26 protein-coding genes and 2 pseudogenes are annotated in these 25,196 nt (G+C 35.9%); 12 read left to right on the forward strand and 16 right to left on the reverse strand.

Going from position 1 to position 25,196, the window contains the following annotated elements:
• Window positions 1-160: 160 nt before the first annotated feature.
• Genes arsC through arsB form a run of 3 tightly spaced genes read right to left on the reverse strand, consistent with a single transcriptional unit; the run spans window position 161 to window position 2,349 of the window.
• Window positions 161-559, reverse strand: a complete 399-nt coding sequence (arsC, locus tag VB715_RS11710; RefSeq protein ID WP_323301394.1) for an arsenate reductase, glutathione/glutaredoxin type — start codon at window positions 557-559, stop codon at window positions 161-163.
• On the reverse strand, window positions 556-1,185 hold the full coding sequence (gene arsH, locus VB715_RS11715) for an arsenical resistance protein ArsH (RefSeq protein WP_323301395.1): 630 nt from the start codon (window positions 1,183-1,185) through the stop codon (window positions 556-558). The genes arsC and arsH overlap by 4 nt, the downstream gene beginning before the upstream one ends.
• An 18-nt stretch (window positions 1,186-1,203) precedes the next feature.
• Complete coding sequence (gene arsB / locus VB715_RS11720) at window positions 1,204-2,349, reverse strand: ACR3 family arsenite efflux transporter (RefSeq protein WP_323301396.1); 1,146 nt, start codon at window positions 2,347-2,349, stop codon at window positions 1,204-1,206.
• A gap of 352 nt (window positions 2,350-2,701) precedes the next feature.
• Here arsB and VB715_RS11725 point away from each other — a divergent pair, with 352 nt between their 5' ends.
• On the forward strand, window positions 2,702-3,700 hold the full coding sequence (locus VB715_RS11725) for a PEP-CTERM sorting domain-containing protein (RefSeq protein WP_323301397.1): 999 nt from the start codon (window positions 2,702-2,704) through the stop codon (window positions 3,698-3,700).
• A gap of 178 nt (window positions 3,701-3,878) precedes the next feature.
• On the opposite strand, the gene VB715_RS11730 is transcribed toward VB715_RS11725, so the two are convergent.
• The gene (locus VB715_RS11730; RefSeq protein ID WP_323301398.1) at window positions 3,879-4,199 is read right to left on the reverse strand and encodes a metalloregulator ArsR/SmtB family transcription factor; all 321 of its coding nucleotides are present in this window, start codon (window positions 4,197-4,199) and stop codon (window positions 3,879-3,881) included.
• Between the two features lie 93 nt (window positions 4,200-4,292).
• Here VB715_RS11730 and VB715_RS11735 point away from each other — a divergent pair, with 93 nt between their 5' ends.
• The 3 genes from VB715_RS11735 (at window position 4,293) to VB715_RS11745 (ending at window position 6,134) form a co-directional block, all read left to right on the forward strand.
• Window positions 4,293-4,454, forward strand: coding sequence for a DUF2256 domain-containing protein (locus tag VB715_RS11735; protein WP_323301399.1), 162 nt, complete (start codon window positions 4,293-4,295; stop codon window positions 4,452-4,454).
• A 6-nt stretch (window positions 4,455-4,460) separates the two neighbouring features.
• Entirely contained in the window at window positions 4,461-5,399 is a 939-nt protein-coding gene (locus VB715_RS11740; protein WP_323301400.1) for an isoaspartyl peptidase/L-asparaginase, read from the forward strand.
• 459 nt (window positions 5,400-5,858) lie between these two features.
• Window positions 5,859-6,134 carry a hypothetical protein gene (locus VB715_RS11745; protein ID WP_323301401.1) on the forward strand — a complete coding sequence of 92 codons (276 nt, stop codon included), beginning with the start codon at window positions 5,859-5,861 and terminating at the stop codon, window positions 6,132-6,134.
• Here VB715_RS11745 and VB715_RS11750 read toward each other — a convergent pair.
• The 5 genes from VB715_RS11750 to VB715_RS11770 all read right to left on the reverse strand — a co-directional run bounded on the left by VB715_RS11750 (window position 6,121) and on the right by VB715_RS11770 (window position 11,011).
• Complete coding sequence (locus VB715_RS11750; RefSeq protein ID WP_323301402.1) at window positions 6,121-6,279, reverse strand: hypothetical protein; 159 nt, start codon at window positions 6,277-6,279, stop codon at window positions 6,121-6,123. The genes VB715_RS11745 and VB715_RS11750 overlap by 14 nt on opposite strands.
• Window positions 6,280-6,486: 207 nt before the next feature.
• Window positions 6,487-7,029 carry a Uma2 family endonuclease gene (locus VB715_RS11755; RefSeq protein ID WP_323301403.1) on the reverse strand — a complete coding sequence of 181 codons (543 nt, stop codon included), beginning with the start codon at window positions 7,027-7,029 and terminating at the stop codon, window positions 6,487-6,489.
• A gap of 51 nt (window positions 7,030-7,080) precedes the next feature.
• Window positions 7,081-8,409, reverse strand: a complete 1,329-nt coding sequence (locus tag VB715_RS11760) for a site-specific DNA-methyltransferase (RefSeq protein WP_323301404.1) — start codon at window positions 8,407-8,409, stop codon at window positions 7,081-7,083.
• 12 nt (window positions 8,410-8,421) lie between these two features.
• Window positions 8,422-9,303 carry a bstEII gene (locus VB715_RS11765; RefSeq protein WP_323301405.1) on the reverse strand — a complete coding sequence of 294 codons (882 nt, stop codon included), beginning with the start codon at window positions 9,301-9,303 and terminating at the stop codon, window positions 8,422-8,424.
• Between the two features lie 85 nt (window positions 9,304-9,388).
• Window positions 9,389-11,011, reverse strand: a complete 1,623-nt coding sequence (locus VB715_RS11770; protein ID WP_323301406.1) for a peptide chain release factor 3 — start codon at window positions 11,009-11,011, stop codon at window positions 9,389-9,391.
• Window positions 11,012-11,242: 231 nt separating this feature from the next.
• Here VB715_RS11770 and VB715_RS11775 point away from each other — a divergent pair, with 231 nt between their 5' ends.
• Window positions 11,243-11,482, forward strand: a complete 240-nt coding sequence (locus tag VB715_RS11775; protein ID WP_323301407.1) for a hypothetical protein — start codon at window positions 11,243-11,245, stop codon at window positions 11,480-11,482.
• A gap of 45 nt (window positions 11,483-11,527) precedes the next feature.
• Here the strand turns inward: VB715_RS11775 and VB715_RS11780 are convergent, their stop codons facing one another.
• Both VB715_RS11780 and VB715_RS11785 read right to left on the reverse strand, forming a co-directional pair.
• On the reverse strand, window positions 11,528-12,649 hold the full coding sequence (locus VB715_RS11780; RefSeq protein WP_323301408.1) for a hypothetical protein: 1,122 nt from the start codon (window positions 12,647-12,649) through the stop codon (window positions 11,528-11,530).
• Between the two features lie 31 nt (window positions 12,650-12,680).
• Complete coding sequence (locus VB715_RS11785) at window positions 12,681-13,661, reverse strand: hypothetical protein (protein ID WP_323301409.1); 981 nt, start codon at window positions 13,659-13,661, stop codon at window positions 12,681-12,683.
• 111 nt (window positions 13,662-13,772) lie between these two features.
• Here VB715_RS11785 and VB715_RS11790 point away from each other — a divergent pair, with 111 nt between their 5' ends.
• Window positions 13,773-14,186 (forward strand): helix-turn-helix transcriptional regulator, encoded by a 414-nt coding sequence (locus VB715_RS11790; protein WP_323301410.1) that lies wholly within the window; start codon window positions 13,773-13,775, stop codon window positions 14,184-14,186.
• Entirely contained in the window at window positions 14,173-14,808 is a 636-nt protein-coding gene (locus tag VB715_RS11795) for an ImmA/IrrE family metallo-endopeptidase (RefSeq protein WP_323301411.1), read from the forward strand. Before VB715_RS11790 ends, VB715_RS11795 begins: the two co-directional genes overlap by 14 nt.
• 10 nt (window positions 14,809-14,818) lie before the next feature.
• Here the strand turns inward: VB715_RS11795 and VB715_RS11800 are convergent, their stop codons facing one another.
• The 3 genes from VB715_RS11800 to VB715_RS11810 form a co-directional block, all read right to left on the reverse strand.
• Window positions 14,819-15,745 (reverse strand): type II restriction endonuclease, encoded by a 927-nt coding sequence (locus tag VB715_RS11800; RefSeq protein ID WP_323301412.1) that lies wholly within the window; start codon window positions 15,743-15,745, stop codon window positions 14,819-14,821.
• Window positions 15,746-15,751: 6 nt separating this feature from the next.
• A complete protein-coding gene (locus tag VB715_RS11805; protein WP_323301413.1) occupies window positions 15,752-16,726 on the reverse strand; it encodes a Dam family site-specific DNA-(adenine-N6)-methyltransferase in 975 nt (324 codons plus the stop codon).
• A gap of 62 nt (window positions 16,727-16,788) precedes the next feature.
• Window positions 16,789-17,418, reverse strand: coding sequence for an ABC transporter ATP-binding protein (locus VB715_RS11810; protein WP_323301414.1), 630 nt, complete (start codon window positions 17,416-17,418; stop codon window positions 16,789-16,791).
• A 193-nt stretch (window positions 17,419-17,611) separates the two neighbouring features.
• On the opposite strand from VB715_RS11810, the gene VB715_RS11815 reads away from it, so the two are divergent.
• Window positions 17,612-18,538 (forward strand): Sll0314/Alr1548 family TPR repeat-containing protein, encoded by a 927-nt coding sequence (locus tag VB715_RS11815; protein WP_323301415.1) that lies wholly within the window; start codon window positions 17,612-17,614, stop codon window positions 18,536-18,538.
• 41 nt (window positions 18,539-18,579) lie between these two features.
• Here VB715_RS11815 and VB715_RS11820 read toward each other — a convergent pair whose 3' ends face one another.
• On the reverse strand, window positions 18,580-19,395 hold the full coding sequence (locus VB715_RS11820) for a glycosyltransferase family 2 protein (RefSeq protein WP_323301416.1): 816 nt from the start codon (window positions 19,393-19,395) through the stop codon (window positions 18,580-18,582).
• Window positions 19,396-19,786: 391 nt separating this feature from the next.
• Here VB715_RS11820 and VB715_RS11825 point away from each other — a divergent pair, with 391 nt between their 5' ends.
• From VB715_RS11825 to VB715_RS11840, 4 genes and pseudogenes are all read left to right on the forward strand, one after another.
• Window positions 19,787-20,608 (forward strand): hypothetical protein, encoded by an 822-nt coding sequence (locus VB715_RS11825; protein ID WP_323301417.1) that lies wholly within the window; start codon window positions 19,787-19,789, stop codon window positions 20,606-20,608.
• 46 nt (window positions 20,609-20,654) lie between these two features.
• Window positions 20,655-21,698 (forward strand): annotated as a pseudogene (locus tag VB715_RS11830) (DNA cytosine methyltransferase); the annotation flags it as partial.
• 27 nt (window positions 21,699-21,725) lie between these two features.
• Window positions 21,726-22,760, forward strand: a pseudogene (locus tag VB715_RS11835) (HaeII family restriction endonuclease); the annotation flags it as partial.
• 67 nt (window positions 22,761-22,827) lie between these two features.
• Window positions 22,828-23,724, forward strand: a complete 897-nt coding sequence (locus tag VB715_RS11840; RefSeq protein ID WP_323301418.1) for a DMT family transporter — start codon at window positions 22,828-22,830, stop codon at window positions 23,722-23,724.
• Here the strand turns inward: VB715_RS11840 and VB715_RS11845 are convergent.
• A complete protein-coding gene (locus tag VB715_RS11845; protein ID WP_323301419.1) occupies window positions 23,717-25,174 on the reverse strand; it encodes a hypothetical protein in 1,458 nt (485 codons plus the stop codon). The genes VB715_RS11840 and VB715_RS11845 overlap by 8 nt on opposite strands.
• Between the last annotated feature and the right edge of the window lie 22 nt (window positions 25,175-25,196).

The following is a 25,196-nucleotide window of genomic DNA, read 5'->3' on the forward strand; positions in this document are numbered from 1 at the left end:
ATGATATATAAAAGGTGAGGGCATGGCATTAGTAAGCTTACTCTTAAGACCATCAACTTATTATTGCCATGCCCCTACAAATTAACGGTGTACTCCAAAAAGTTGCAAACTGCTGTAATTCTCTGCAGGGGTAATTCATGAATTACCTCTACGTTAAACATTAAACCCCTAATTTTTCAATCAATAATGTCACCCTTTCCTTAATTTCATCCCTTACCCGATGAAAAGTTTCTAACGGTTGTCCGTCGGGATCATCTAATTGCCAATCTTCAAAAATATCTCTTAATACCCAATCTTGAGGTAAGTTAACGCCACACCCACATAAAGAGATTACAGCATCATAATCTTCAGCTTTAAAATCACTTAAGGGATCAGATGTTTGGTCAGTAATATTAATACCAATTTCCTCCATTACTTGTATTGCTGTAGGATGAACGCGACTTGCTTCTAACCCAGAACTGGTGACTTCAATTTTGTCCTTTCCTAATGTTTTGGCAAACCCTTCTGCCATTTGGGAACGGCAGGAATTACGCTTACAAACAAACATTACTTTTTTCATGATGTTTCCCCTGATTTTAGTTGTTTTTCTTTCCGTTCGCTGTGTCTATCTGTCAAATAATCAACCTTATCCCGTAGCAACAAAGTGAACTTATAAAGTTCTTCCATAACATCAACTACTCTGTCACGATAAGCAGATTCTTTCATAGTTCCATCTTCATGAAATTCTTGATAAGCTTTAGCTACAGAAGATTGATTAGGGATAGTAAACATTCGCATCCATCGACCTAAAAGTCGCAGGGTATTCACCGCATTAAAAGATTGAGAACCCCCACTAACTTGCATCACTGCTAGGGTTTTTCCTTGGGTGGGACGAACCGAACCAATGTTTAATGGTATCCAGTCAATTTGGTTCTTTAAAATACCTGTAACATTGCCGTGCATTTCAGGAGATGACCAAACTTGTCCTTCTGACCATTGACTTAATTGTCTCAGTTCTTGTACTTTTGGATGAGACTCGTCCACTTGTCCCCGTAAAGGTAATTCATGGGGATGAAAAAATTTGACTTCTGCCCCCATTTCTTCAATAATTCTCGCCGCTTCTTCTGCTAACAAACGACTATAGGAACGCTCTCTTAATGACCCATAAAGGAATAAAATACGGGGAGGATGATCAAAATTGGTCATAGTATTATTCGTTTATTCCTATTTCAAAGAATTGACACAACGGGGATCTAATAAGGTTGCTTTTTCTGGATTTCTAGGAAACCAAAAAGCCGTCTTTTTACAGACTTCTACTAACATTAACATTACCGGAACTTCGATTAATACCCCGACAACTGTTGCTAATGCTGCCCCAGAATTTAAGCCAAATAACATGACTGCGGTGGCGATCGCAACTTCAAAATGATTACTGGCCCCAATTAAAGCAGCGGGGGCCGCATCTTCGTAGGTTAAGTTTAACTTTAATCCAATTACATAGGTAATTAAAAAGATAAAGTTAGTTTGAATGAATAAAGGAATAGCAATTAGGAGAATGTGGAGTGGATTATTAACAATTAATTCTCCTTTGAAGGCAAAGAGTAAAATCAATGTTAACAATAAAGCAGAGATGGCAATGGGACTCAGATAATGTAAAAATTGCCTTTCAAACCAGTCTTTGCCTTTATGTTTAAATATCCAATAACGGCTATAAATTCCTGCGGCTAAAGGTAAACCAACATAAATCAACACTGACAAGACAATGGTTTGCCAAGGAACGGCTAAACTATTAGCAGAAAGTAGCCATTTTCCTAAGGGCGCATAAAGAAATAACATGGCTAAGGAATTAACAGCAACCATGACTAAAGTATGACCTTGATTACTATAGGAAAGATAGCCCCACATCAATACCATCGCGGTACAAGGGGCAATTCCCAATAAAATACAACCCGCAATATAAGAATTAGCCAGAGTAACTTCTGTTCCCCGAATAACTTCAGTTGAACTTAGTAAGGGAAGAAATAACCACCCTAGAAAAAATTGAGAAAAACCCACCATTGTAAAAGGTTTAATTAACCAATTAACCACCAAAGTTAAGATCACTGGTTTTGGAGCTTTTGCCGCTTGCACTGCTTGAGAAAAATCTATTTTTACCATGATGGGATACATCATAAAAAATAAGCAAATAGCAATAGGAATCGAAACATTATAGATACTCATTGAATCTAAAGTTTCTGCCACACTAGGAAAGCTTCGCCCTAGAGAAATACCGACTAAAATACACAACAATACCCAAATAGTTAGGTATTTTTCAAAAATGCTGAGACTTCCCCCTGCTTTAACAGCTTTGGGGTTCATACGAGTGTTCATAGCACATATCAATTTTTTTTGATATGTCAAATATACATCAATTAAATTTTATATGTCAAGTCATGTCAGCAACCTGTAAAGGGTTGTTTATTGCTCAATGGAAAATAGAAACTTGATAAGTCAATAAATTGGTCTAAAAACTTTTGATTTCAAGAGTAAAAAATCAAAATTATGTATTTATTTCCCGTTTTTTCTTTCTTAATCCTATTTAATCATCCATGTTATCTTATACATTATTAATTGTGTAAGTCCGACTTCTTACTTACGGAATAACACTGAAAATAGCTCTTGCCAAAATTAGGAACTACGTGCATATTAGTAGGGTAACTTTGTCACACAAATCAAACCAATCATGAACACTAAAGCCATCGTTTATAGCTCCATTGTCGCCGTATTACTCTCTGGAACCGCAGCACAAGCTAAACTCGACGTTAAAGACGTTAAAGACATTAAAGACATTAAAGATAAAGATAAAGAGAAAATACACATACCCGGTGATCGGCCCAGTGACATCGATGTAAAAAATTCTGTAAACGGTAAAGACATCGGGTTTAACTTAAAGCTTACCGGAATTGTAGAGATACCCAGCAGTGGTACCGCATCTGAAGGTGGCGGCAGTGGCACCAAATATGATTATATTTATGAACTAGGGGATATCTTCTATATCAACCTTGAGACTGGAGAACAGTCTCTGGGAGTTGCTCCTGAAGATGCTGAATTTGACTATATACAGTACGATATGTTCTCCACTGTTCTAGATCCATCGGGTGGATTTAGCGTTCGTTTCAACGATTTTGGAACTCCAAGCACCTTCAGTCAAACACTTAATTTTCCAGCCTTCAACCCAGATATCTTCGGTAACGAAGTCTACTTTCGTGCTAATCTATCAGGATCTCTGTTTGATTTAACCGGTGATGGTGTCGGTATTACACCTACAGGATCATCCACAATTGTCGCTAGGCTCTTCGACAACGATAACGCGGAAATAGGAAACATACCCCTTGGTGATGCCTTCACTGGTAATGGGGGGCCGGCAGCATCTTATACCTATGGCACCTTCAGTAGCGAGCTTTATGACCAAGACTGTGGAACCACGGTGGGTTGTGGAGTTGTGAAAATGAACCTCTCCTTCACTGGTACTGGTAATGGCGATCGCTATAATTTTCTTGGGGGTTGGTTTGTCAGTGACGTACCTCCTTCCTCATCTGCTTCCTCACCTACTTCCCTATCTGTTGCGAGTGTACCTGAACCCTCTACCACAGGTGGTCTAGTCGGTATTGGTGTGTTAGGCTTGGCTTTTACAAGAGGTAAGCGTGCTTTAAAAACTTTACTATCAAAGTCTGGAATTTAGAAACGGGAGAATTATTACTAAAAAAACTGAAACCTTTTACTGTTGTATTTTGCACCCGCTCCGTTTCCTCTATTCACACTTGACTTTAATTTTGTATTTTGCACCCGCTCTGTTTCCTCTATTCACACTTGGCTTTAATTTTATCCGACTACTGAAAACATTAGATTGTGATCGCCAGTTATTGGCAATATTTAGCCGGTAAAATCTCACTCAATTGTCGATAATTAGATAAATATTCTTCTAAAACGATAAATTGAGATAAATTTAAACGATAATAAATCCATCGGCCTTCTTGACGCGATCGCACTAATTCAGCATCTTTAAGAGTTTTCAGATGAAAAGACAGTTTAGACTGACTGATATCGAGTTTTTCACAGAGTTCACAGACACATAATTCTTGAGTTTGCAATAACTCCAAAACTTGTAGACGAATGGGATCAGATAAAGCCCGAAACCCAGATAGAATAGTAGATAAATTAGTAGGAGTCGTCGTTACCATAAAAACTGAAATTGTAATATCTTTATTTATGATATACGATTTCTGTGGGGACAAACGACCGTTTACTCCTACAGTTATCTCCAAACTGAAACCATGGCCCGTCAACCTTCAAAATCTGATTTACCAACAAAAATATGTGTTGTTTGTGGCCTTTCCTTTACATGGCGAAAAAAGTGGGCCAAATGTTGGGATGATGTAAAATATTGCTCCGAACGTTGTCGTAAAAGACGTTCCCAAACACAGGATAAAGGATAATAATTCATGACCACCCGACAACCCAAACTGATCATTCATGGAGGGGCCAGTTCCCTAGACGATAAAGGGGGTTTGCAAAAAGTTCGCCTATCCCTGCATAACATTGTCAACGAAGTTTATCAATTATTAACCCATGGAGGAACTGCCATAGATGCAGTGGTAAAAGGCTGTCAACTGCTAGAAAATGACCCCAGTTTCAACGCAGGGACGGGTTCTGTTTTACAATCAGATGGACAGATTCGCATGAGTGCGTCTTTGATGGAAGGGTTAACTCAAACCTTTAGCGGGGTGATTAATGTTTCCCGTGTCAAAAACCCCATTGAGTTAGCCAAATATTTGCAAACCGAAAGCGATCGCATTTTATCCGATCTCGGTGCAGCAGAATTAGCCAGAGAACTGCAAATCCCCATTTATGACCCCTTAACCGAATTTCGGGCCCAAGAATGGATTGCTGAGTGGAAAGATGATTTTCAGCGAAAAATGGGGCGTTTATTTGCCAATACAGAGTCTTCTGAAGCGCGACGGGGAACGATTGGGGTTGTGGCTTTAGATAGTCAGGGAAAAATCGCCGCCGGAACTTCTACAGGTGGAAAAGGCTTAGAAAGAATTGGCCGAGTTAGTGATTCAGCGATGCCCGCAGGTAACTATGCTAGTGCTGATGCAGGGGTTAGTTGTACAGGAATAGGGGAAGATATCGTTAATGAATGTTTTGCTGCGCGGGTAGTGATTCGAGTGGGTGATGGCTTATCTTTGCCTGCTGCGATGCAAAAATCCATGGAAGAATGCCAGAAACGAGAACGAGATTTAGGGGCGATCGCCCTTGATCACAGTGGGGTGATTAGTTGGGGCAAAACCAGCGAGATCTTACTGGCAGCTTATCATAATGGGTCTACCATTGGAGACACCTTAGAATGGCAAACTGAGGAATTAATGGGCTTTTGCTAGAATTTGTAGGGTGGGCAATGCCCACCAAATTTCACACTGAAGCCTACAAAACTGGAGCAATGTGATAATAAACCTAAAAATATAAAAAATTTGAAAAAGATTTTCTTGAAGTTTTCTATTGATTTGTGCTAGATTTATAGAGTAAAAAAATATTAAAAAATTTGAAAAAATGCTTAAAAATCTAAAAATTTTAGTGAGATATTTTTCGTAGTTATGTATCTTGGCTTTGGTGTAATGACTGCCGTAAAGCGTGATCCTTATATGCTTGAAGCTTTTAAATCGATGAGTCCCGTCATGATGGTTATTGCGAAGAATAACTCAGCGAATAATTCAATAGAGGGTACTAATAATATCAAAAAGTAATTAACTCAACCTTAATAGAGGAATTCTGCCGTCAGGATTCCCTCTCCTAACAATTATAAATAGTAATATATAATATTTTAATAAAAATTGAAAAAAATGGTAATCAGGATCAAAGCCATCAAAGCCGAATTTAAAGCTTCTTGTACTAATGGTTGTGTTTATGGTGAAATGAGAGGTAAACGAGGTCTATATGTTTATGCTGAATTAGGACAAGAAAAAAGTTATATCCCTAGTCCAAACGATGATCCCAAAACTGAATACAGACTTTTTACCGGATGTAGTGTTTTCTTCGCCAAAACTCAAGAAAAACTTAATCAAGGAGAGTTTGAAGCGGAAGATTTGCCTAACGTAACAGTCATTATTTATTGCTAACAGACATAACAGAAGTATCTACAGGTGGTCTGCGTAGTTTTCGAGGACGGGTTTCTATTTGATCCTGATTATCATACAGATAGTCCTCTAAGTCTTCTAGACGAACTTGTACCGTTGTTCCGTCTTTGAGATAAACAGTAGGCATTTATATAACCTCAAGTGTTTCTCTATCCATGTTATAACAATTATCCGAAGATTAGCAAACTGACGATAAAAGTCGTCTGGCATCCGCTAGATTAAGACAATTGAAAAAGCGTAATCAAAAGCTTAAGGAACAACTGAAAAAGTCTTAACCGAGATTAATTATTAGAACAGAAGAAAAGATTAGACTTTAATAAATAATCTAATTTTATTACTCAACTAAATTTTTAACTAATAATTTAATTTCGGGAAAAGCCAAAGGTGAAATCTCTACTTTAGTATAAATTTGCTCTTGTTGATAATTGTATTTTGCTAGATCTTTAAATACTCTTAACTGTTTTTTCTCAACCTCAATGACCCAATATTCCCTAATTCCAGCTTTAGCATAGATAAGACGTTTTTCTTCTAAATCCTTGGTTAAAGTTGTATCAGAAATTTCGATTAACCAATAAATATCTTCTGGATAAGGATGACGGGTATCATATAAAGAAACAGGTAATCTAACAATAGCAATATCTGGTTCTGGTTCAGAGTTTGAAAGTGTTACTGGATGAGCTTCATAAACTTTAGCATAACCTTTGAGTTTTTCCCGTAAATATTCAGCAACAGTATCACATTTCTTTCGATGTAATGGCCCTTCTGGAGACATTTCAATAATAGTTCCTTCTAATAATTCTACAGGACGATCATTAAGAATTCCTGTTTCAATCATTTTATGATAATCTTCAACTGACCATTTAGCAATTGTGAGCATAATAATTTCCCTAATTATACAAACTTTCAGTTATGGGTTAATTTTTAAAATCTACCAAGTTAACCATTGATTCATAATCTCCTTTAAGTCATTAGCATAAGATTCAATAGAATATAAAGAAAAATTGTTAATTAGAGGCTTGTTAATCTCTTGTTCATCAGCAAAAATGGATAGTTGTTGAGGCTGTAGATTTTGAATTTTAGGATCGCCTTGATTAACAAAATCTCCCATTGGTTCACATCCTTGAGCAAAACGTTTTAATGTTGTAAGTATAGCTTCACAACTACTATCAATACCTATCCATCTACGTCCCAGATCTGAAGCAACAGATAAAGTTGTACCTGATCCTGAAAAACCATCAAGCACCAAGTCATCTTTATTAGATGATGCTTGAATTATTCGAGTTAATAGATCAGGATTTTTTTCAGTGGGATATCCAGTAATTTTTATGTTTTGATTATGGGCATCTCTATAATCAAGCCAAATATCTTGTATCGGTATTCCATTACTTTTATCTAAATAAATTTTTCGTCTAGGATTACCATTTTTTGACCAATAGATTTCTCCTCTTTTATCCATTTCATCAAGCTTTTTAGGGGGAAATTGCCAATGCTTACCAGGGGGAGGATTCATATTACGCCAAGGTTTTCCTGTTTCTCCGTTGCGAGTTCCTGGTGCATGAATTGGAACTTTTTTATAACGACGACCTGTTTTTGCTTCAATATATGGATATTCTTTTATAGCTTTTTCCTCTGTCCATTCCTCATAAGGCCTATTCCAGATATAATTGTTTGATTTCGTATAAAATAAGATAAAATCAGAAATGTTACCGTAGGTTTTTCGGGTATAATTTTTTGGGTTACATTTTTTACGAGTAATCCAATTCTTAAAATTTTTCTGACCAAATACTTCATCTAAAATTAATTTAACGTGAAAAGCCATATTTTCATCCAGATGAACGTAAATAGAGCCATCATCTGCTAAAAGTTCTCTAAGTATTATTAATCTCTTACGAATGAACTCTAAATAATGACTTCCTTCTAATAAATCACAATAAGCATCAGTTTGGGATCGTGATTGAAAAATACTTTTAGTGGCAAATGGTGGATCAATATAAATTAGTTTTACTTTCCCTTGAATATTAGCATCTCGTAAAAAAGATAATAGTATTGGTAAGTTATCACCATAATAAAGTCTATTAATTTCTTTTCCTACTTGTCCAAGCCTTATACAGTAGGCAAAGGGTAAAGTTAATATATCTTGTTCCGAAGTTTTTCCTGCATAAGTAATACCAACTTCTGTGTTAACTTGTTCAACTAAATCTTCTTGTCCAACAAGGTTATAATTCTTCAATTTACTCTTAGGAATGCCAGTTGCCAATTTTTTTCCTCTCTAGGTAGACTTTAGCCAGTCTATGGTTAATCTATAGGGAATCATTCTTAGAGTTAGTACCATAATTTTATGTTCCCAACTTCTTTCAATCGTAGCATAATCATTCCACATTGAACCTAGCAGTAAGCCAGGGCCATCATTGATAAAAATAACCTTAGTGTTTAAATTATGATTTTTGGCATATTGCAAAATTTCGTCTGCACAGTTACGATATCCTCCTATACGATCATCTTCTTGTGCGCCCCCTCGATCTGAATCATATCTTGCTAAACCAATCGCTAATACATCTTTTTTATTTTGATCATAAACAACAAAATCAACTGGACGTTTAGGATTAGGATAGTTTTTGAATACTGTTCCTAAAAATATATCTTTTCCTGCTCTTTCTGGCCCTTTAATTACTAAGTCTGGGAAATTAGAACGAAATAAATCGAATAATCTCTCAGTTAGATCGTAACCTTTTTTACCTCTATCTTTATATTCCCACAATAAAGCACATAAGGCTTCATCAGGAATAGGACGAGTAGAAAAAGCAGCTTGAACTTCCTGTATATTTCTAAACTCTTTGCCAAACTGTTCACAAATTTCTTTGACTTTGGTTTTTCTTTTTAACATTTCAACAGGTGTTGATGGACTAACATATTTACGGAAGACTCTTGCTAATTGAATTCTCATCCATTGACTAGGAATTCCTGAAATTTGTATTAATAATCGTTCCGATGATTCGGAGGTAGTTAGCAATTGATGAAATAAAATTAATACTGGTTTATATAACTCACAGGCATCCTTAAGAATATCAGGATAGTATTCTCCACTTGCTAGGGTAATCCAATTATGACCTTCTGATTTATAGTCAGCAAAATATTTATCGAAATTTGACATTTTTGTTGTGCCAAACATTTATTTATATCTTTTTCAAATTCAAGTTTTGTGACGATGTATAAGGTGGGCATTGCCCACCCTAGGATTAATTGGGTTGAATTCCTGCACCGACAGGGGCGATCGCATCTAACCCTAAATCGGGATGATCGGATTTGATTTGTTGTAAATTCCACTCATTTTTTAACAGTAAAACGGGACGACCCCAATTATCTTTAACCGTAATAGTGTTAAAAATTCGCCCTGCTTTTTCTACGGCGTTCCACCCTCCTGTCACCCAACGCGCTAAACTATAAGGAAGGGGTTCTAAAGTGGTTTCAACTCCATATTCACTTAACATCCGAAACTGTACCACTTCAAATTGTAATTGTCCCACCGCCGCTAAAATTGGGTCACGTTTAAAATCATCGGTAGAGTACATAATTTGAATGGCCCCTTCTTCTCTTAATTCTTGAATTCCTTTTTGAAATTGCTTAAATTTAGAAGGATTGGGATTCTTTAAATAAGAAAACATCTCAGGGGAAAAGCAGGGAATGCCTTCATATTCTAATTTTTTCCCATTATAAATGGTATCGCCGATCGCAAAAACCCCAGGATTATTTAACCCGATCACATCGCCTCCATAAGCTTCTTCAATAGAAGCCCGATCTTGGGCAAATAATTTTTGAGGACGGGATAAACGGACAATTTTGCCTGTTCTTGCATGATTAACCGTCATGTCTTTTTCAAATTTGCCCGTACACACCCGCACAAAGGCCACGCGATCGCGGTGTTTGGGGTCCATATTCGCTTGTAATTTGAAGACAAATCCCGTAAATTCAGGATAGGTCGGCTCAACAACCCCGACAGAAGAATTGCGTCCTTCAGGTTTTAAGGCGTAGTCTAGAAACGCTTCTAAGAATAATTCCACCCCAAAATTAGTCATAGCAGATCCAAAGAAAATAGGGGTTAATTGTCCCGCGTGAATGGCTTCTAAGTCGAGATCTCCCCCTAATTCTTCGAGAATTTCCAGGTCTTCTTTAAATTGATAATAAAGCTCTTTTTCGAGATATTCCTCAATTTTGGGGTCCCCTAGCTTAATGGTCTGTTCCTGGGCTTGCTGACTACCATGGGCGCGACGTTCAAACAGGTGTATAGACTTTTGACGACGACTATAGACTCCTTTAAAGCGATCGCCCATACCAATGGGCCAGTTTACAGCATAAGTTTTCAGACCTAATTCCTGTTCAATTTCATCTAATAATTCTAAGGGTTCCCGACCCGGACGATCCATTTTATTGATGAAGGTAAAAATAGGTAGTCCCCGCATTCGACACACTTCAAAAAGTTTCCTAGTTTGGGGTTCTAAACCTTTCGCAGCATCGATCAACATCACCGCATTATCAGCAGCAGCTAGGGTTCGATAGGTATCTTCACTAAAGTCTTGGTGTCCAGGGGTATCTAAGAGGTTAATTTGAAAGTCTCTATACTCAAATTGTAGAACGGTGGAAGTAATGGAAATGCCCCTCTGTTTTTCCATTTCCATCCAGTCAGAGGTAGCTTTACGCTGATCTCGTCGGGCTTTGACTGCCCCTGCTTGGTGGATTGCTCCTCCATAGAGTAACAGTTTTTCGGTGAGGGTGGTTTTTCCCGCGTCGGGGTGGGAAATAATGGCAAAATTACGTCGTCTTTGGACTGCTTCTTGAATTTCTCTTTCTATTTCGTTGGTCATACTGGGGAGGAATTAAGCGTTTCTCTATCATGCTAACTGCTTCTTCCATAGTAACGTAAATCATTGGTCAATTTTTATTAAAAATTTCTAGGGGTAATTCATGAATTATCCCTACAGAGTTGCTCAAATTCAAAAAGCTTTATCGGTATTAGAAAAGCAAGGTGAACAGTTCGCCCAACAAAAGAGATATGATGTAAATAAAATCATCAGGTAAAAATATCTAGAAAACCTATGACACAAGCTAATGAACCTAGTGATTATGATCGTCAGTTAAGACATTTAAATCGTAGATTAGAACGGTTGGAAGACACCCAAATCTCCCCCCAAGAATTTGGCAGAGGATTAGATCGAGTATATTCAGAAATTGACGCACTGCGATCGGAGATGGGAGAAATGAAACTTTTGATGATGGAAATGAATAATAAATTTAATGTCATTATGCAGTACATCACGGGAAGTGATCGCAGCTAAAATTTATGGTAAAGAGTAGTAAAATACCACCCTAACCCTTGGTTATTATTTACTTTTCGGTTGATTTTTTGCCTGTTCTAAAGCAATTTCTTTCATCGCTTCAAAAGAATTTCGGTTAGAGGTTCCTTCAATCGCTTTAACAGCTAAATCTTGCACTTGTTTGAGGGATGATTCTAGTTGTTGACTCAAACTTTGATGGCGAATTTCTTGATTTTTGATGGCTTCTTCTAAGGCAGTAATTCTCAGTAAATAATTTTGTTTTTCTCCTTCTATTTCTTTAATGCGTAAATCAGATTTGATTTTTGCTTGATAGTGACCAATTCCTTTACCTTCTTCTTTCCCTTGCTTGATTTTCTGTTCTAATTCTTGTTCTAATTGTTCAACTTTAGCTTTGGCATCTGCTTGATCTTTTTCCTGTGTAGCAATAGCATCCTCCCGTTCTTTCCATTGTTTTTCCTGTACTTCTTTTGTCTCTTTTAATTCTTGATATAAGGCCTGTTTTTGCGCTTCATATTGTTCTTCATCAATTTTCCTTTCTAAGTCTAAATTATAGACATATTGTTCCTCATCTCGTTGTTTAGTGGTTGAATATATTTGATCCCTTTCTCGAATTTCTCGGTTATGATTTTGCTTTTCTTTGTGCCAATTTTTTTGCAGTTCTTCGAGTTCTTTGGCAACAGTTTCTTGTTGTTGAGTTAATTCTTCTTGATAAGTCTTGGCATTATCTTGATAACTTTGAATTAAGTTAGATAATGTGTCATCTTCAATGGTTTCTATTTCGTGTAATTCCTCCAGTTGTTCTAATTCTTCTGTGGCAATTTTATTTAAGTCAGCTAATAAAGAAGCTTCGGTTATTAGGTGTTCTGATAAATGACTGACAGCACTCCCAAAATTGTTTTGCAGTTTCTCAAGATTTTGAATGGTAAGGATAATATTATTGTTAGTCATTTCAGTTGTCTGTTTAGTAATAAGTTCAGTAGTCGGTTTCATTAGTTCACTAAGATTTTGTTGAGGTGGGTTCGTTTTTTGAGAAGACTCTGGTTGAACTTTGGGAGTTTGATTGAGTTTTTTGACCTGATTCTCTAAAGTTTCTTTTTCTTGCAAAAGTTCTTCATAAGCTTCCATTATTTGAGCTTTTGTATTTTTAGAATTAATCTTTTGAGTCATGTTTTTTCCCTCTTAACTGTTTATTGTTACCTTAATTATTGTTGCCTTGAAAAGCTCTTAAAGCTAAGTTTTGCGCTTGATTGGTTGTATTCTGTAATTGAGTAATTAATTCGGTAATTTGTTCATTATTCCGGTTGATAGTTGCTTCTAAAGATTCAATTCTTAACTCATATCCTTGTTTAGTTAGCTCCCATTCTTTTTCAATTAAATCGACTCTGACTTTGGCTTCTCTTTCTGCATCTTTAATGGCTTCTCCCTTCGCTTTATTGTATTCTTGCTTAATGCTTTCCTGTAATTCCTCTATTTTTTTCTGGTTTTCTTGATACTCTGTTGTTTGTTGAGTTAAGAGGGTTTCTCGTTCTTTCCAGGCTTTTTCTTTTTCCAAATTACTCAAGCTTAACTCTCTTTCCTGTTGACGTTTTTTCTCTTGATAATCGTCTTGTTCCATCGTTCTCAACCGTTCTATATCATACTGATAATTAGCGGCTTCTTGTTCCCTTTGTTTAGTGACAATCTCCGATTCTTCCTCTATTATACTGTCAAATTCCTGTTGTTCTTTCTGCCATATTTCTCTAGTTTTTTCTTGCTCTTTTTCTAATGCTTCTCTCTGTTGGTTTGTCTTTTCTTCTAACTGTCTTAGTTTCTCTTGATGTTCTTGCCTTAAAATGTAAAGTGCATCCGCAACTAATCGCACTTGACGCAGTTGTTTTAGTTGTTCTTGCTTAACAGTAATGGCTTTCTTAAGTTCGTCTAATTTAGTTGATTCTGTGGTCAGATTCTGGGATAAACCCTGAATAATTCTCCCAAAATCTAATTGGAGAGAAGCCATATTATTAACAATGTTATCCACCGTATATTCGGCAGCTTTTTCTAATAATTGCTTATTTTTTTCCTTTTCTAATTCTTCTTCTTTACTCAAAATTCTCGATTCTTCTCGATCATATTGGGTTAAAAAGTGGGCAAAGTTAGACATGATTTGCCCTTTACTTTCTGTCAATGTTCCTTCACTCATAATCCTAATCTTTCCTTGATATATTGTGATAAAATACTGAGGATATGGGGAACCTTACTGATAGGATTTCCCTTGAGTTGATTTTTTAGTCAACACTGCTATAATAATCCTATGTTGATTTTTTCGTCAAGTCATCGTTACAAAAAATTTACCCAAGGAGAAACCGTGCAAAGTTTTGGTCAATTAATTCGTAAAGCGCGAAAGAAGAAGGGATATAGCCAAAGAGAGTTAGCGAACGAGTTAGGGATAGATTTCACCTATTTATCCAAGCTAGAAAACGATAGAGCCGATTATTCCCCTAAAGAAGAGAAAATTAGGCAGTTAGCCTCCCATCTAGAATTAGAAGCAGAGGAGTTAATTTTTCTCTCAGGGAGACTACCAGAGGGAGAGGAAGACTTTGTCAAACAACACTATAAAACCATGCCTACGTTGTTTCGGAGAATGAGAGAAAACCCTAAATTTGCTCAAAAAATCTTTCAAGAAGCCATCAAAGAAGAAAAGAGAGGTAAAAGTGCAGATTTTTAAGCCTTTTTGCTTTATTCCCAAAAAAAGAATTGAAAAAGAAGCAACAGAAATTTTGCAACGAATGGCAAAGACTCCCAACTATCAATTAAAATTTCCCTTAGATACGAGTCGGGTGGCAGAATTTTTAGGCTTAGATGTGGTTTGGGATAGTATTCCTGATGACGAAAAAGGGATGATAGCAGCACGAATTTTGCCTTTAGAAAAGTTAATTGAAATCAATGAAATGATTCCCGAATTAAGGGGAGGTTTTGGAGAATCAACTATTGCCCATGAAGTGGGACATTGGGTATTACATATTAATCAAAGTATGGTAGAAAAATATTCAAAGTTGCCTGGAAAAAAGAAAAAAACACTTAACGTTGAACCATTGTTATGTCGAAATGAACTTAATTTAAGTGGAATTGAATGGCAAGCTCAATATTTTGCCAGTTGTTTATTAATGCCCCAATTTAAGTTAAAAGAAGTGTGTCAAGGACGGAATTTAAAACAATGGCGAGAACTTTATCATATTGCCTCAGAATTAGGGGTGACAATTTCTAACTTAGTTCATCGCTTAAAAGATGTAGGATGGATTGAATTAACGGAAAATTCCCGTGAAATTGAAATTAAGAGTTTAAGTTGAATGCTTATTTCTAATATCCATCTAAAATTAATGCTTCTAAAACTCCTACTTGAACCATGCTAAGATTCAGAATATAATCAATTTTATTGAACGCATCCTGCAATGGTTTTTTAGCTGTTAACCAACCGACTCCATCTGTTACCCAAATAAATTGATGACCATCATTTTGCCATTGAGTAAAGATATCACTATATTCCCCTGCTGTTGCTTTTAGCTTTGACCCCCCTCCTCTATAAAAATTAGTTTCAATTAAAAATAACCGATGAGGTGTATTGATAACAAAATCAATCTTTTTGGATGAGTTTTTAACGGTTAGATGCTTATTGAATTTTTTCTTTATTTTATCAGTATTTGCTTGAGAAATATATTGGAAATTATGACGCTGACAAAGTGAATTAATAAAATATTCTATAATTTCCTCCATTGCTGTTCCACTGCGATTTTTTCTACCATTAGTATCAAGACCTACTTCTACTCCTAAAAAATAGTCAGTTAGTGACTTTATTTTTTGAGAAGATATTTGTTGTAAAAATCCTGTTTCTTTCAGAAAAAATACTACTTTTTCAATGACTTCATCAGTTATTTTCTCTTTTTTATCAAAGTAAAACTCTTGATACTGAAATTGTTCAAATTTATACTCCGTTAAAATTTTTACAGATTTATCTCGATAAGCAATTAAAGAAGGAACAATATAAACTAAATCATGATGTTTTTTGAATAAATATTTAGCTTCTTGTTCTACATTTTCTTTGCCAATTAAATAGTTCAAAAGATTGAGACTAATTTCTATATCACGAAAATTACAATTGACTTTTTCCCAATTGACAAAATAATCCCACTTTAAGATAGATTCCTTTAGGTTATTGACCAGATAATCAAATACTTGCTCAGAACTACCACACTTGATTATCTCAGAAAAGATAGAATTATATTTCATATATTTTTAATAGTTTGTGACAAGAATTTCTCTAATTTTACCTCGATTATTGCCTTTAGAATTAATCATCCGTGAAGCAGTGATGCGAGTAAGATTAAACCCTTGATATAATTCATCAAAAAAAGGATCATCAACATAATTTGTCGGATCTGAATTACTAAGCATTTGTAACGCCCCTTTATTTGAAGCTGCAACAAATACATCTCTTAAGCGTCGTTGCTCATCATCATTAAAATCTGAAGAACTATAAGCGTTAAAACTCGCAGTTTGACTAATAGGACGATAGGGAGGATCATAATAAATAAACGTATATTGATTGGCATATTCAACAACTTCAGAGAAATCTTTGTGATAAATTTCAGCAATTTTAAAGGCTTGATTGACTGTTCTGAGATTATTTTCATGAAGTATTCTCGGATTTTTATAACGACCCATTGGCACATTAAAATGACCCTTACTATTAACTCTATATAAACCATTAAAACAAGTTTTATTAAGAAAAATTGTATGGGCAGCCCTTTCTACCCAATCTTGACCATAATTATTGGCATCAGTCTGTTTATCAAAAGTATTATAAAATTCTCTAATCTTATAATAAAAATCGCTTCTTTTTTCAGGCGTTAAACCTAGATAATCTTGTTCTAAAATCGATAACTTATTGATTAAATTATCAAGATCATTTTGAATTACCTTATAAAGAATGATTAATTCTGGATTTTTATCAAATAGGTAAGCTTTGTCAAACTTAAACTTAGAATAAACATCAAAAAACACAGCACCACCTCCGAAAAATGGTTCTAGATAAGTCGTAATTTTTCCCTGTTTAAGTTGCTGAGGATATTGTTGCTGAATTTCTGCTAATAATTGGGTTTTACCCCCTGCCCATTTTAAAACAGGAGATGCTGGGATAACTTTTGGATTATACAAACCAGGAAAGAGAGATAATTGCTTGCTCTTGAGAGAATTGTCGGGATTGGACATCGATAAAAATAGTCAAGAAGAAGAAGAATAAGAATAGATAAAACCGCAATCAAACCATTGAATTACGAAACTAATTCTAACTTTCCGTGATCAATTTTCCAACAGCGATCAGCGATCGCCAATAATTCATCAGGATCATGAGAAACAATTAACAAAGTCCAATGTTGTTTCAATTTAGATAACAATTTAGCCAACTGAAGACGCATTGACCAATCTAAACCCGCCGTAGGTTCATCTAATAATAATAAATTCGGTTGACGAATTAATTGAACGGCTAAAGCTAAGCGTCTTTGTTGTCCTCCACTTAAGCGGTGAGGAGAAGTATTAAGGGGAATATCTTGTAACCCCACTTCTTCTAAAGCTATTTTAATCCGTTCTGTAGTAATTTCAGGATGACCTAAGCGCAATTCCTCTAAAATATTGCCACCACAAAAATGTCGTTCCGGGAACTGAAACACCAAACCCCCTAATTGTTGTAACTCCAAAGATGTGAGTTCTTGATCTCGCCAAAAAATCTTACCTTTTGTTTGTTCGGCCAACCCCGCGAGAATTTCTAATAAGGTGGTTTTTCCTGAACCACTAGGGCCCACCACCAAACCCAACTCTTGGGAACCCAATTCTAAGGTTGTCCCGCTTAAAATAGGGGTTTCTGTTGCGGGGGGATGATACATGACATCTTTGAGATAAAGCATTAATCATTAATTAAGAAATGTTCTTTCATTTTAAGAGATTTTTGCTAACATCAAGATCAACATAGTCAGTTAGGAGAATGAGGGACTGTTTGGGGAAACCTAAAACCCTATTCCTAGCGTCTAAAATCTAACATTTATCTTCGTTATTTTCTGAAGAATCAATGTTTTATCTAAATATTGCTTGGAGAAAGCCATGATTGACCGGTTGATTAAATCTCAACGAGTTTCTCTCTCTTTGTCTGTGGTGTGTACGGTGGCCTTGAGTATGTGGGGAAATCCCTCATGGGCCGGCGATCCTTTCCGCAGCAGTAACCCTCGTCCCATTGGAGATAAAACAGAAGCTGCTTTTGAGACAATTTTTCATCAAGGCAACTATGTAAAAGCAGAAAGCTATTTACAAGAAGCGATCGCAACGGAAGGGGATGAACCCTTAGCCCATGCGATGAAAGCGTCTTTGGCCTATGCTGACAGTGATTTTGAAACTATGAGAGTCTATGCAGAAAAAACCCTATCTGCGGCGGAAAAACTGACCCCAAAAGATCCCTTGCGCGGTAATCTTTATCAAGCGGTGGGTCATTTTTTAGAGGGGGCTTATACTTTTAAGACAAAAGGGCCTTTGGGGGCCGTTGATAAATTACAAAAAGTCTTTGATTATCTGGAATTAGCCGAAAAAGTTTCACCGAGTGATCCCGAACTCAATTTATTAAAAGGTTATTTAGACTTAATTTTATCGGTCAATTTACCGTTTTCAAGTCCAGAAGATGCGATTTCTCGGTTTGAGAAATATGCAGGCCCAGATTATATGGTCAACCGCGCTTTAGCTGCTGCTTATCGAGATTTAAAACAGTATGATACTGCTATAAAATACATTGACCAGGCCTTGAAAGATACTCCTGACAATCCTGAAATACAGTATCTTAAAGGGCAAATCCTCCGTAAAAAAGGCAGAACCAAAGACGGCAAACCCCAAGATCTGGTCTTACTTAAAGAGGCTTATACTTACTTTGAGAAAGCCATGATTAAGGTTGATCAATTGCCTGAAGGCCTTCAAATACCGTTACGTCATGATCATCGGGTTGTTCAAGATGAAATTGCCCAATTAGCAGCCAATCCTCGTTAATTGTCGGGGTCAACGGCCCTTGACCCCGACGGCCAAACAGTTTAACCTCTCAACCAAAACCAAACAATGTATCCGAGGGCCTTTACCCCGTCTTTCCAGTTGATTTTTTTGCCTTCTGCATAGGTTCTTCCGTAATAGGAAACCCCAGTTTCATAAACTCGCCAACGACGACGAGATTTGGTTACTTTAACCGTAAATTCTACTTCAAACCCAAAGTCATTACAGGTTAGGGTTATGCCGTCTAAGACTTCCCGGCGAAACATTTTATAACAAACTTCAATATCTGTCAGGGTGGTATTACAGAGGAGATTAATTAAGTTAGAAATCACCTGATTTCCTAAGAGGTGATGGAAATATAAAACCCGATGAGGTTCCCCATAGAAACGGGAACCATAAACCACATCAGCGTGACCTTCATGAATCAGTCGCCACATACGTTTCCAGTCTTGGGGATCATATTCTAAATCGGCATCTTGGATGACAAACACATCTCCTGTCGCTGCTTTAAACCCTGTTCTTAAGGCGGCCCCTTTTCCCTGGTTTCGCTGATGAAAAACGACGTTAACGGCCATGGGTAGGGTTTCTGATACTGCTACGTCTAAACGTTCTCGCTGTCGTTGATATTTTAGGCCTTCGTCTACGGTTACGCGGCGATCGCTATTTAGTTTTACCCCAACGGGGTGGCCGTTTACTTCTCCAAAGGTCTGCAATAACCATTCCCTGGTTCCATCCGTTGACCCATCATCCACCAGGATAATCTCTTTGCTAACTTCTGGCAATGTTTGGGCCACTTTCGTCAAAACACTGTCTATGGTGTGGATTTCATTGTAGACGGGAATAATAATCGACAGCTTCATGGGATGTCTCGAAAATAGGTAAGTTTATAAGATAGCGTAACTCCCTAATTTTTGTCATCAGGGAACCTTTTCGTCTTTAGCACAAGTCTTGTCCTTGAATCTTGTTGACTCTCCCTCAAGTTTTTGGTTCCATCATCACAGTTTCTGATCTCAAGGAATCAAAATTTGCCATGAACCAGTCAAAGCTGAACAGCCTGTTCTCAATTCTTCTGTTTTCTGGCGATTATCTATCGATCGCTATTATGATAGACTAAACGTCTAAAATGCTCAAACTCTGTCCGATGGTCTGTGATTAATTTAAAGGTTTAATAAATAATTAATAGAAACAGGACTTGCAGACCAGGGACAATTGAGCATAGTAGCAACAATTAGTGAGTAATCATTAGGTACTGTGAAAAATTTTCTTTTATTAGCATCTTTAGCAATCACTCAGGTATTAGGCGATATCCTGCTGAGTCGTGGAATGAAGGACTTTGTAGGGTTTGATTTTTCGAGTCCAACGATTATTTTGTATTTAATTACTTACATTCTAACGAATTATTGGATCTTGATGGGACTCTGTGTCCTGGTGATTTCTTTAAGTCTTTATCTAACGGCAATTTCTAAGTTGGATTTAAGTTATGTTTTGCCTATTCATGCCTCAAGTTATGTTCTCAATGGGTTATTCGCTTGGGTGTTTTTAGGAGAACAAATCTCAGGAATGCGATGGGTTAGCACGTTTATTATTGCCTTTGGAGTGTTATGTGTTGGCCTAAGTGATAGCCAAACTTCCCAGATTTCGGGGACATATCGAGGGAATATTAAGTCTCGGAATGTGCCTTTGTTTCTCCTGCCCTTAAGTATAGCTGTTTCTAAGACTTGGTTGGCGATCTTTATCAGTTCTATTTCTGATGGCGGTGGAGATTTATTGTTAGCTTTGGGGATGAAAAAAATTGGCCAAGTTGACAAAATGAACGGGCGCAACCTGTTTAAGATGGTGGTTAAAATTGTGACAAATCCGATGATTATTAGTGGCATTGTTTGTCAGGGAATTGCCTTTTTTAGTTTTATTTCCGTGTTAAGTTGGGCTGATATTAGTTTTGTTCGCCCCGCAACAGCGTTAACTTATATTATCAGTATGTCAGGAGCTAAATTTATCCTTAAAGAAAATATTAGAGAACAAAAATTATTGGGAATTGTTTTAATTGGGGTTGGGGTATTTATGCACCGTTAATTGCTCATCAGTTAACTAAGAGTCTCAATGTTAGATTTTTTTTAATATGTTTTTAGAAAATGATTTGCACGGTAATAATCATGAGATTACTTTAAACTATGTTGACTTATTTTGTGGAATTGGGGGGTTTCGGATCGGGTTGGAGAAGGTTTGTAATCAATACAAAATCAATCGAAAACAATTAAATCCTATTTGTGTTTTTTCATCAGATGTTGATGTTGATGCTCAAAAAAATTATGAGGCTAATTTTGGAGAAAAACCTCAAGGTGATATTACCAAAATACCAGCAGATTTAATTCCTAAACATGATCTTTTATTGGCTGGTTTTCCTTGTCAACCCTTTAGTATTTGTGGCAAACTCCAGGGATTTGAAGATACTAGAGGAACGTTATTTTTTGATATTGCTCGGATTGTTGATTATCATAAACCCTATGCTTTGATTTTAGAAAATGTCAAACAATTATTAGGACATAATCAAGGGAAAACATTAAATACTATCTTAGGAATTTTATCTGATTTAGGGTATTATTCAGAGTATAAAATTTTAAATGCTTTAGAGTTTGGTTTACCTCAAAAACGAGAAAGAATATTTATTGTTGGCTTTCGTGAAGCACTTCAATTTACATGGGAAAAGCCCAATATAATGATGAAATCCTTAGCAGAAATTATTGAAAAATCTGTTCCTAAATCTTATTATGCTTCTGAACAAATACAAATAAATCGTTTAACCAAATATCAAGGAAATCATCATCATGAACTGACAATTTGGCATGAAAATAAAGGGGGACATATTAGTGCTTATCCTTATTCTTGTGCGATGAGAGCAGGTGCATCATATAATTATTTATTAGTCAATGGAAAGCGACGTTTAACCGAACGTGAGATGTTGCGTCTACAAGGATTTCCTGATTCTTTTAACTTAATAGGTTCTTATGCTACGGCTAGAAAATTAGTCGGAAATTCGGTGGCAGTTCCTTGTGTTGTCTCTATTCTTAATTCTTTGTTTGATGCAGTTATAAAAAATCAATTTAAGGCTAATATAATTAAGGAAATATTTACACAAACAACACTTTTTGATAATAGGATGAATATGGATATTCAGCAAGCGAAAGAAAAGTTAGATAAAATCATCCAAAAGTCTCGAACCCGTTTTTATAAACCTATTCAAATTGCTGAAGTTCTTTATCATTCTCGTATTGATAAGAATATTGATACTGGTAATAAAGAAGATTATAGAATTAAGTCTAAGTTGTGGCGAGATCAAATTACAGATAAGCTATTAAAACAATCATCTACATCATCCAGTAGATTCCAAGATGATGTCTGGAATGATAATGCTATGCCTCCAGAAATATTAAAAGTTCTTGATGATTTTAATCAAAAAAATGCTGGCGTAGTTGAACGATATATTTATTATAAATTTAAAGAGAGACTAGGAGTAGTTTCTTCTATCATGGAAGTAGTTATCTCAGGAACGTTATCTCCAGCTAATTTCCAACTTAAAACCTTATTATCTTTCTTTAGAAAAGAGGCAGGTATTAAACGAAGTATTGATAAATGTTATGAAATTATTACTTATAGTTTGTTTGAAACAGTCGTAAGTCAATTAGAAGCAGAAATCACTGTAAAAATACCAAGAAAAAATCAGGAATTACTTCAGGAGTTTTCTGATTTATCAGAAGTGCTTTTAAATATTAACCCTGATCAATTAGAATGGACTGAACTTGCTCATATTTATAGAGTTGGTGTAACAAATGCAGCAGATAGGGGACTAGATATGTGGGCAAATTTTGGTCCGGTAATTCAAGTTAAGCATCTTACTTTAAATTCAGCACAAGTAGAAACTATTGTTGAACAAGTAGAAAGCGATCATATTGTGATTGTTTGTCGTGATACTGATGCTTCAGTAATTTCTATTTTAATGAAACAAATTGGATGGGGAAAAAGAGTAAGAGCAATTGTTAAAGAAAGTCAATTAATTGAATGGTATGATCGCTGTTTACATGGCAATTTTTCTAATAAATTAGCTCATCCCTTAATGAATTTACTACATCGAGGATTTGAGGAAGAATTTCCTGAATTAACAGGGATTTTAGAATTTTGTAAAGAACGAAAATACATAGATATTGATCCATCTGAAATGTGGCAATAAAATCATAAATTATCTGCTAAAATATATAACAAACAAGAAAATTAAAATTTGATGATTCTTTATTATTGTGACAACCAACAATCAATTTATTGGAGAATTTGCGGCATTAGGGGCAGCCTTCTTATGGGCAGCTTCATCCATTGTTTATGCTGTCCTTGGTCAAAAAATTCCCCCCTTACAACTTAACTTACTTAAAGGAATTGTTGCCACATTCTTAATTATTCTAACTTTACTATTAACTCAGAATTCTCTCCCGATATTAACCCCTTTACCCGTTACCATATTATTAATTAGTGGAGCCATTGGTATTGGTTTAGGGGATACAGCTTATTTTGCCACATTAAACCATTTAGGGGCAAGACGTACCCTATTAATGGAAACTTTAGCCACTCCTATGTCTGCTATTTTTGCCCTGATTTTTTTATCAGAAACTCTTACTTTACAGTCCTGTTTTGGTATTATTTTAACCTTATTGGGGGTCGCTTGGGTTATTACAGAACGAACGTTCGGTTCAGTGGTGAGTCATCCCCACCCCATGAGAGGGATATGGTGGGGAATTCTAGCGGCATTTTCTCAAGCGACGGGGGTTGTTTTAGCCCGTTTTGCCCTAGTTAATTCTAATTTATCCTCTTTAGAAAGTACCCTATTACGGTTAATTGGTGGGATGATAATTATTGGCATTTTATTATTAATTCCCCGAAACCAAGAAACAAACATTTCGTTTAAATTATCTTTACGAGTGATAGGAATTATTAGTCTTGCTGCCTTTGGTAGTACCTATTTAGGGATTTGGTTACAACAAACTTCCCTAAAATTTTCCCCCGCAGGAATTGCCCAAACTCTATTAGCAACCAGTCCTTTATTTGTGTTACCCTTTGCCTTAGCCATGGGCCAGAAAATTAGTTGGAGAGCGTTTTTAGGGGTTTTAGTCGCTTTAGGGGGAATTGCCCTATTATTTAGTTAGTCTCCTTATTTTGATTAAGCTCATTGGGAATATTGTTCAAATTATTGTCTAATAACCGATTATCCCGATTAAATTGTTCCTCAATATTATTCCAATCATCTGCAGGCAAAATATTGTCTCGATTGAATTGCTCCTCAATATTATTATTATTAATAATATCTGGTATTTTAGTATTTGTAGGAGGAGTTAAAGGGTTTTCGACAGGAGTTTCATTTTGATCACGAACCAGTTTTCCTTGCATTCCTTCATCTACTTTTTGCAGTTGAGCCAAAAAATGTTCCTGTTTATAATTAATAGAACGAGCTAAAATCAAGCCTTGTTGAAATGCTTGTAATGCTTTTTGATATTGCTGTTTTCCCAAGTAAATTTCCCCAATTTTATCATAGGTTTTCATTAACCCATAATAATTATAAGATAATTGTTCAACCTGAATTAATCTTTGATAAATTTGTAGAGCATAATCTTTTTGTTCATAGGTTTCATAAAGATCTCCCAGTCTAGTTAAAGCATCAGATGCTGCTCCTAATAATTGTAATGACCAAGCTAAAGAATAAGCCTCTTGATAACTTTGACTGGCTAATTCTGGCTTATCCATTGATTGATAATCTTGACCCATATCAATTTTTAAAGGAGGAATAAATTCAATTTTTTTAGTTCTTAAGTAATTATCAACTAATCTTTGTTTAATGTTTGCTGCATTTTCTGGTTGTAAAGATGCTGTATAAATCTCTGCTAATACTTGTAAATAAAGCCCTTCTTCATAGACATTTCTTTGTGCTTGTGCTTGATCTAATAATTCCTCATAAACTAAGGCAGAATTAGGATAATCAAATTTAGCTAAATAGAGTTTTCCTAATCCTTGTAAGGATTGTTTTTCTGTCAATGGCGTTTGGCTGTTACGAGCATTAGCTAACACCTTTTTATAGATAATTATTGAATTATCTAGACTATGTAATTTAGCATAAGCATCAGCCAAAGCCATTAATAATTCTGGACTCAAAGGATCTTCTTGTTCCGATAATTGTTGTAACGTAAAAATTCGCTTACCAATAATTTGAACATCTTCTTTACGGGTTCGGTTCCAAGCAATTTCTCCAACCCTTCCTAATGCGGCTAATTCCTCAATTCTTCCTAATACTCTTCTTAGTCTTAATTCTCGATACCAAATTTGAAAAGCAACATCAATATTACCACCATCTAATTGCTCTTGTGCTTGGTTATTTAAGTTATCAAGTTCTTTCCTTAATTTCTTTTGTTCCAGGGGGGTAAGAGGGCGAGGAATCGGGGGAATTAAAGGATCAACTAAAGGAATTTCTAACGGATTTAATTCAGGTGCTGGTATGGGGGCAGCCCAGGTTTTATTATTCACTAAGCAAGAGGTACTTCCTAAAATAATCGTCAAAATAAGCAAGAAATAAGTTCTCTGATTAATTCTCAAAACATTTAGCATGATAATATAAAGTTAATTAGTC

The organism is Crocosphaera sp. UHCC 0190, from assembly GCF_034932065.1.
GTDB lineage: Bacteria > Cyanobacteriota > Cyanobacteriia > Cyanobacteriales > Microcystaceae > UHCC-0190.

Excerpts from the sequence above, each read along its gene's own strand:
- arsC (WP_323301394.1), bottom strand. The coding sequence starts at position 559 with ATGAAAAAAGTAATGTTTGTTTGTAAGCGTAATTCCTGCCGTTCCCAA.
- arsH (WP_323301395.1), bottom strand. The coding sequence starts at position 1,185 with ATGACCAATTTTGATCATCCTCCCCGTATTTTATTCCTTTATGGGTCA.
- arsB (WP_323301396.1), bottom strand. The coding sequence starts at position 2,349 with ATGAACACTCGTATGAACCCCAAAGCTGTTAAAGCAGGGGGAAGTCTC.
- VB715_RS11725 (WP_323301397.1), top strand. The coding sequence starts at position 2,702 with ATGAACACTAAAGCCATCGTTTATAGCTCCATTGTCGCCGTATTACTC.
- VB715_RS11730 (WP_323301398.1), bottom strand. The coding sequence starts at position 4,199 with ATGGTAACGACGACTCCTACTAATTTATCTACTATTCTATCTGGGTTT.
- VB715_RS11735 (WP_323301399.1), top strand. The coding sequence starts at position 4,293 with ATGGCCCGTCAACCTTCAAAATCTGATTTACCAACAAAAATATGTGTT.
- VB715_RS11740 (WP_323301400.1), top strand. The coding sequence starts at position 4,461 with ATGACCACCCGACAACCCAAACTGATCATTCATGGAGGGGCCAGTTCC.
- VB715_RS11745 (WP_323301401.1), top strand. The coding sequence starts at position 5,859 with ATGGTAATCAGGATCAAAGCCATCAAAGCCGAATTTAAAGCTTCTTGT.
- VB715_RS11750 (WP_323301402.1), bottom strand. The coding sequence starts at position 6,279 with ATGCCTACTGTTTATCTCAAAGACGGAACAACGGTACAAGTTCGTCTA.
- VB715_RS11755 (WP_323301403.1), bottom strand. The coding sequence starts at position 7,029 with ATGCTCACAATTGCTAAATGGTCAGTTGAAGATTATCATAAAATGATT.
- VB715_RS11765 (WP_323301405.1), bottom strand. The coding sequence starts at position 9,303 with ATGTCAAATTTCGATAAATATTTTGCTGACTATAAATCAGAAGGTCAT.
- VB715_RS11770 (WP_323301406.1), bottom strand. The coding sequence starts at position 11,011 with ATGACCAACGAAATAGAAAGAGAAATTCAAGAAGCAGTCCAAAGACGA.
- VB715_RS11775 (WP_323301407.1), top strand. The coding sequence starts at position 11,243 with ATGACACAAGCTAATGAACCTAGTGATTATGATCGTCAGTTAAGACAT.
- VB715_RS11780 (WP_323301408.1), bottom strand. The coding sequence starts at position 12,649 with ATGACTCAAAAGATTAATTCTAAAAATACAAAAGCTCAAATAATGGAA.
- VB715_RS11785 (WP_323301409.1), bottom strand. The coding sequence starts at position 13,661 with ATGAGTGAAGGAACATTGACAGAAAGTAAAGGGCAAATCATGTCTAAC.
- VB715_RS11790 (WP_323301410.1), top strand. The coding sequence starts at position 13,773 with ATGTTGATTTTTTCGTCAAGTCATCGTTACAAAAAATTTACCCAAGGA.
- VB715_RS11800 (WP_323301412.1), bottom strand. The coding sequence starts at position 15,745 with ATGAAATATAATTCTATCTTTTCTGAGATAATCAAGTGTGGTAGTTCT.
- VB715_RS11805 (WP_323301413.1), bottom strand. The coding sequence starts at position 16,726 with ATGTCCAATCCCGACAATTCTCTCAAGAGCAAGCAATTATCTCTCTTT.
- VB715_RS11810 (WP_323301414.1), bottom strand. The coding sequence starts at position 17,418 with ATGCTTTATCTCAAAGATGTCATGTATCATCCCCCCGCAACAGAAACC.
- VB715_RS11815 (WP_323301415.1), top strand. The coding sequence starts at position 17,612 with ATGATTGACCGGTTGATTAAATCTCAACGAGTTTCTCTCTCTTTGTCT.
- VB715_RS11820 (WP_323301416.1), bottom strand. The coding sequence starts at position 19,395 with ATGAAGCTGTCGATTATTATTCCCGTCTACAATGAAATCCACACCATA.
- VB715_RS11845 (WP_323301419.1), bottom strand. The coding sequence starts at position 25,174 with ATGCTAAATGTTTTGAGAATTAATCAGAGAACTTATTTCTTGCTTATT.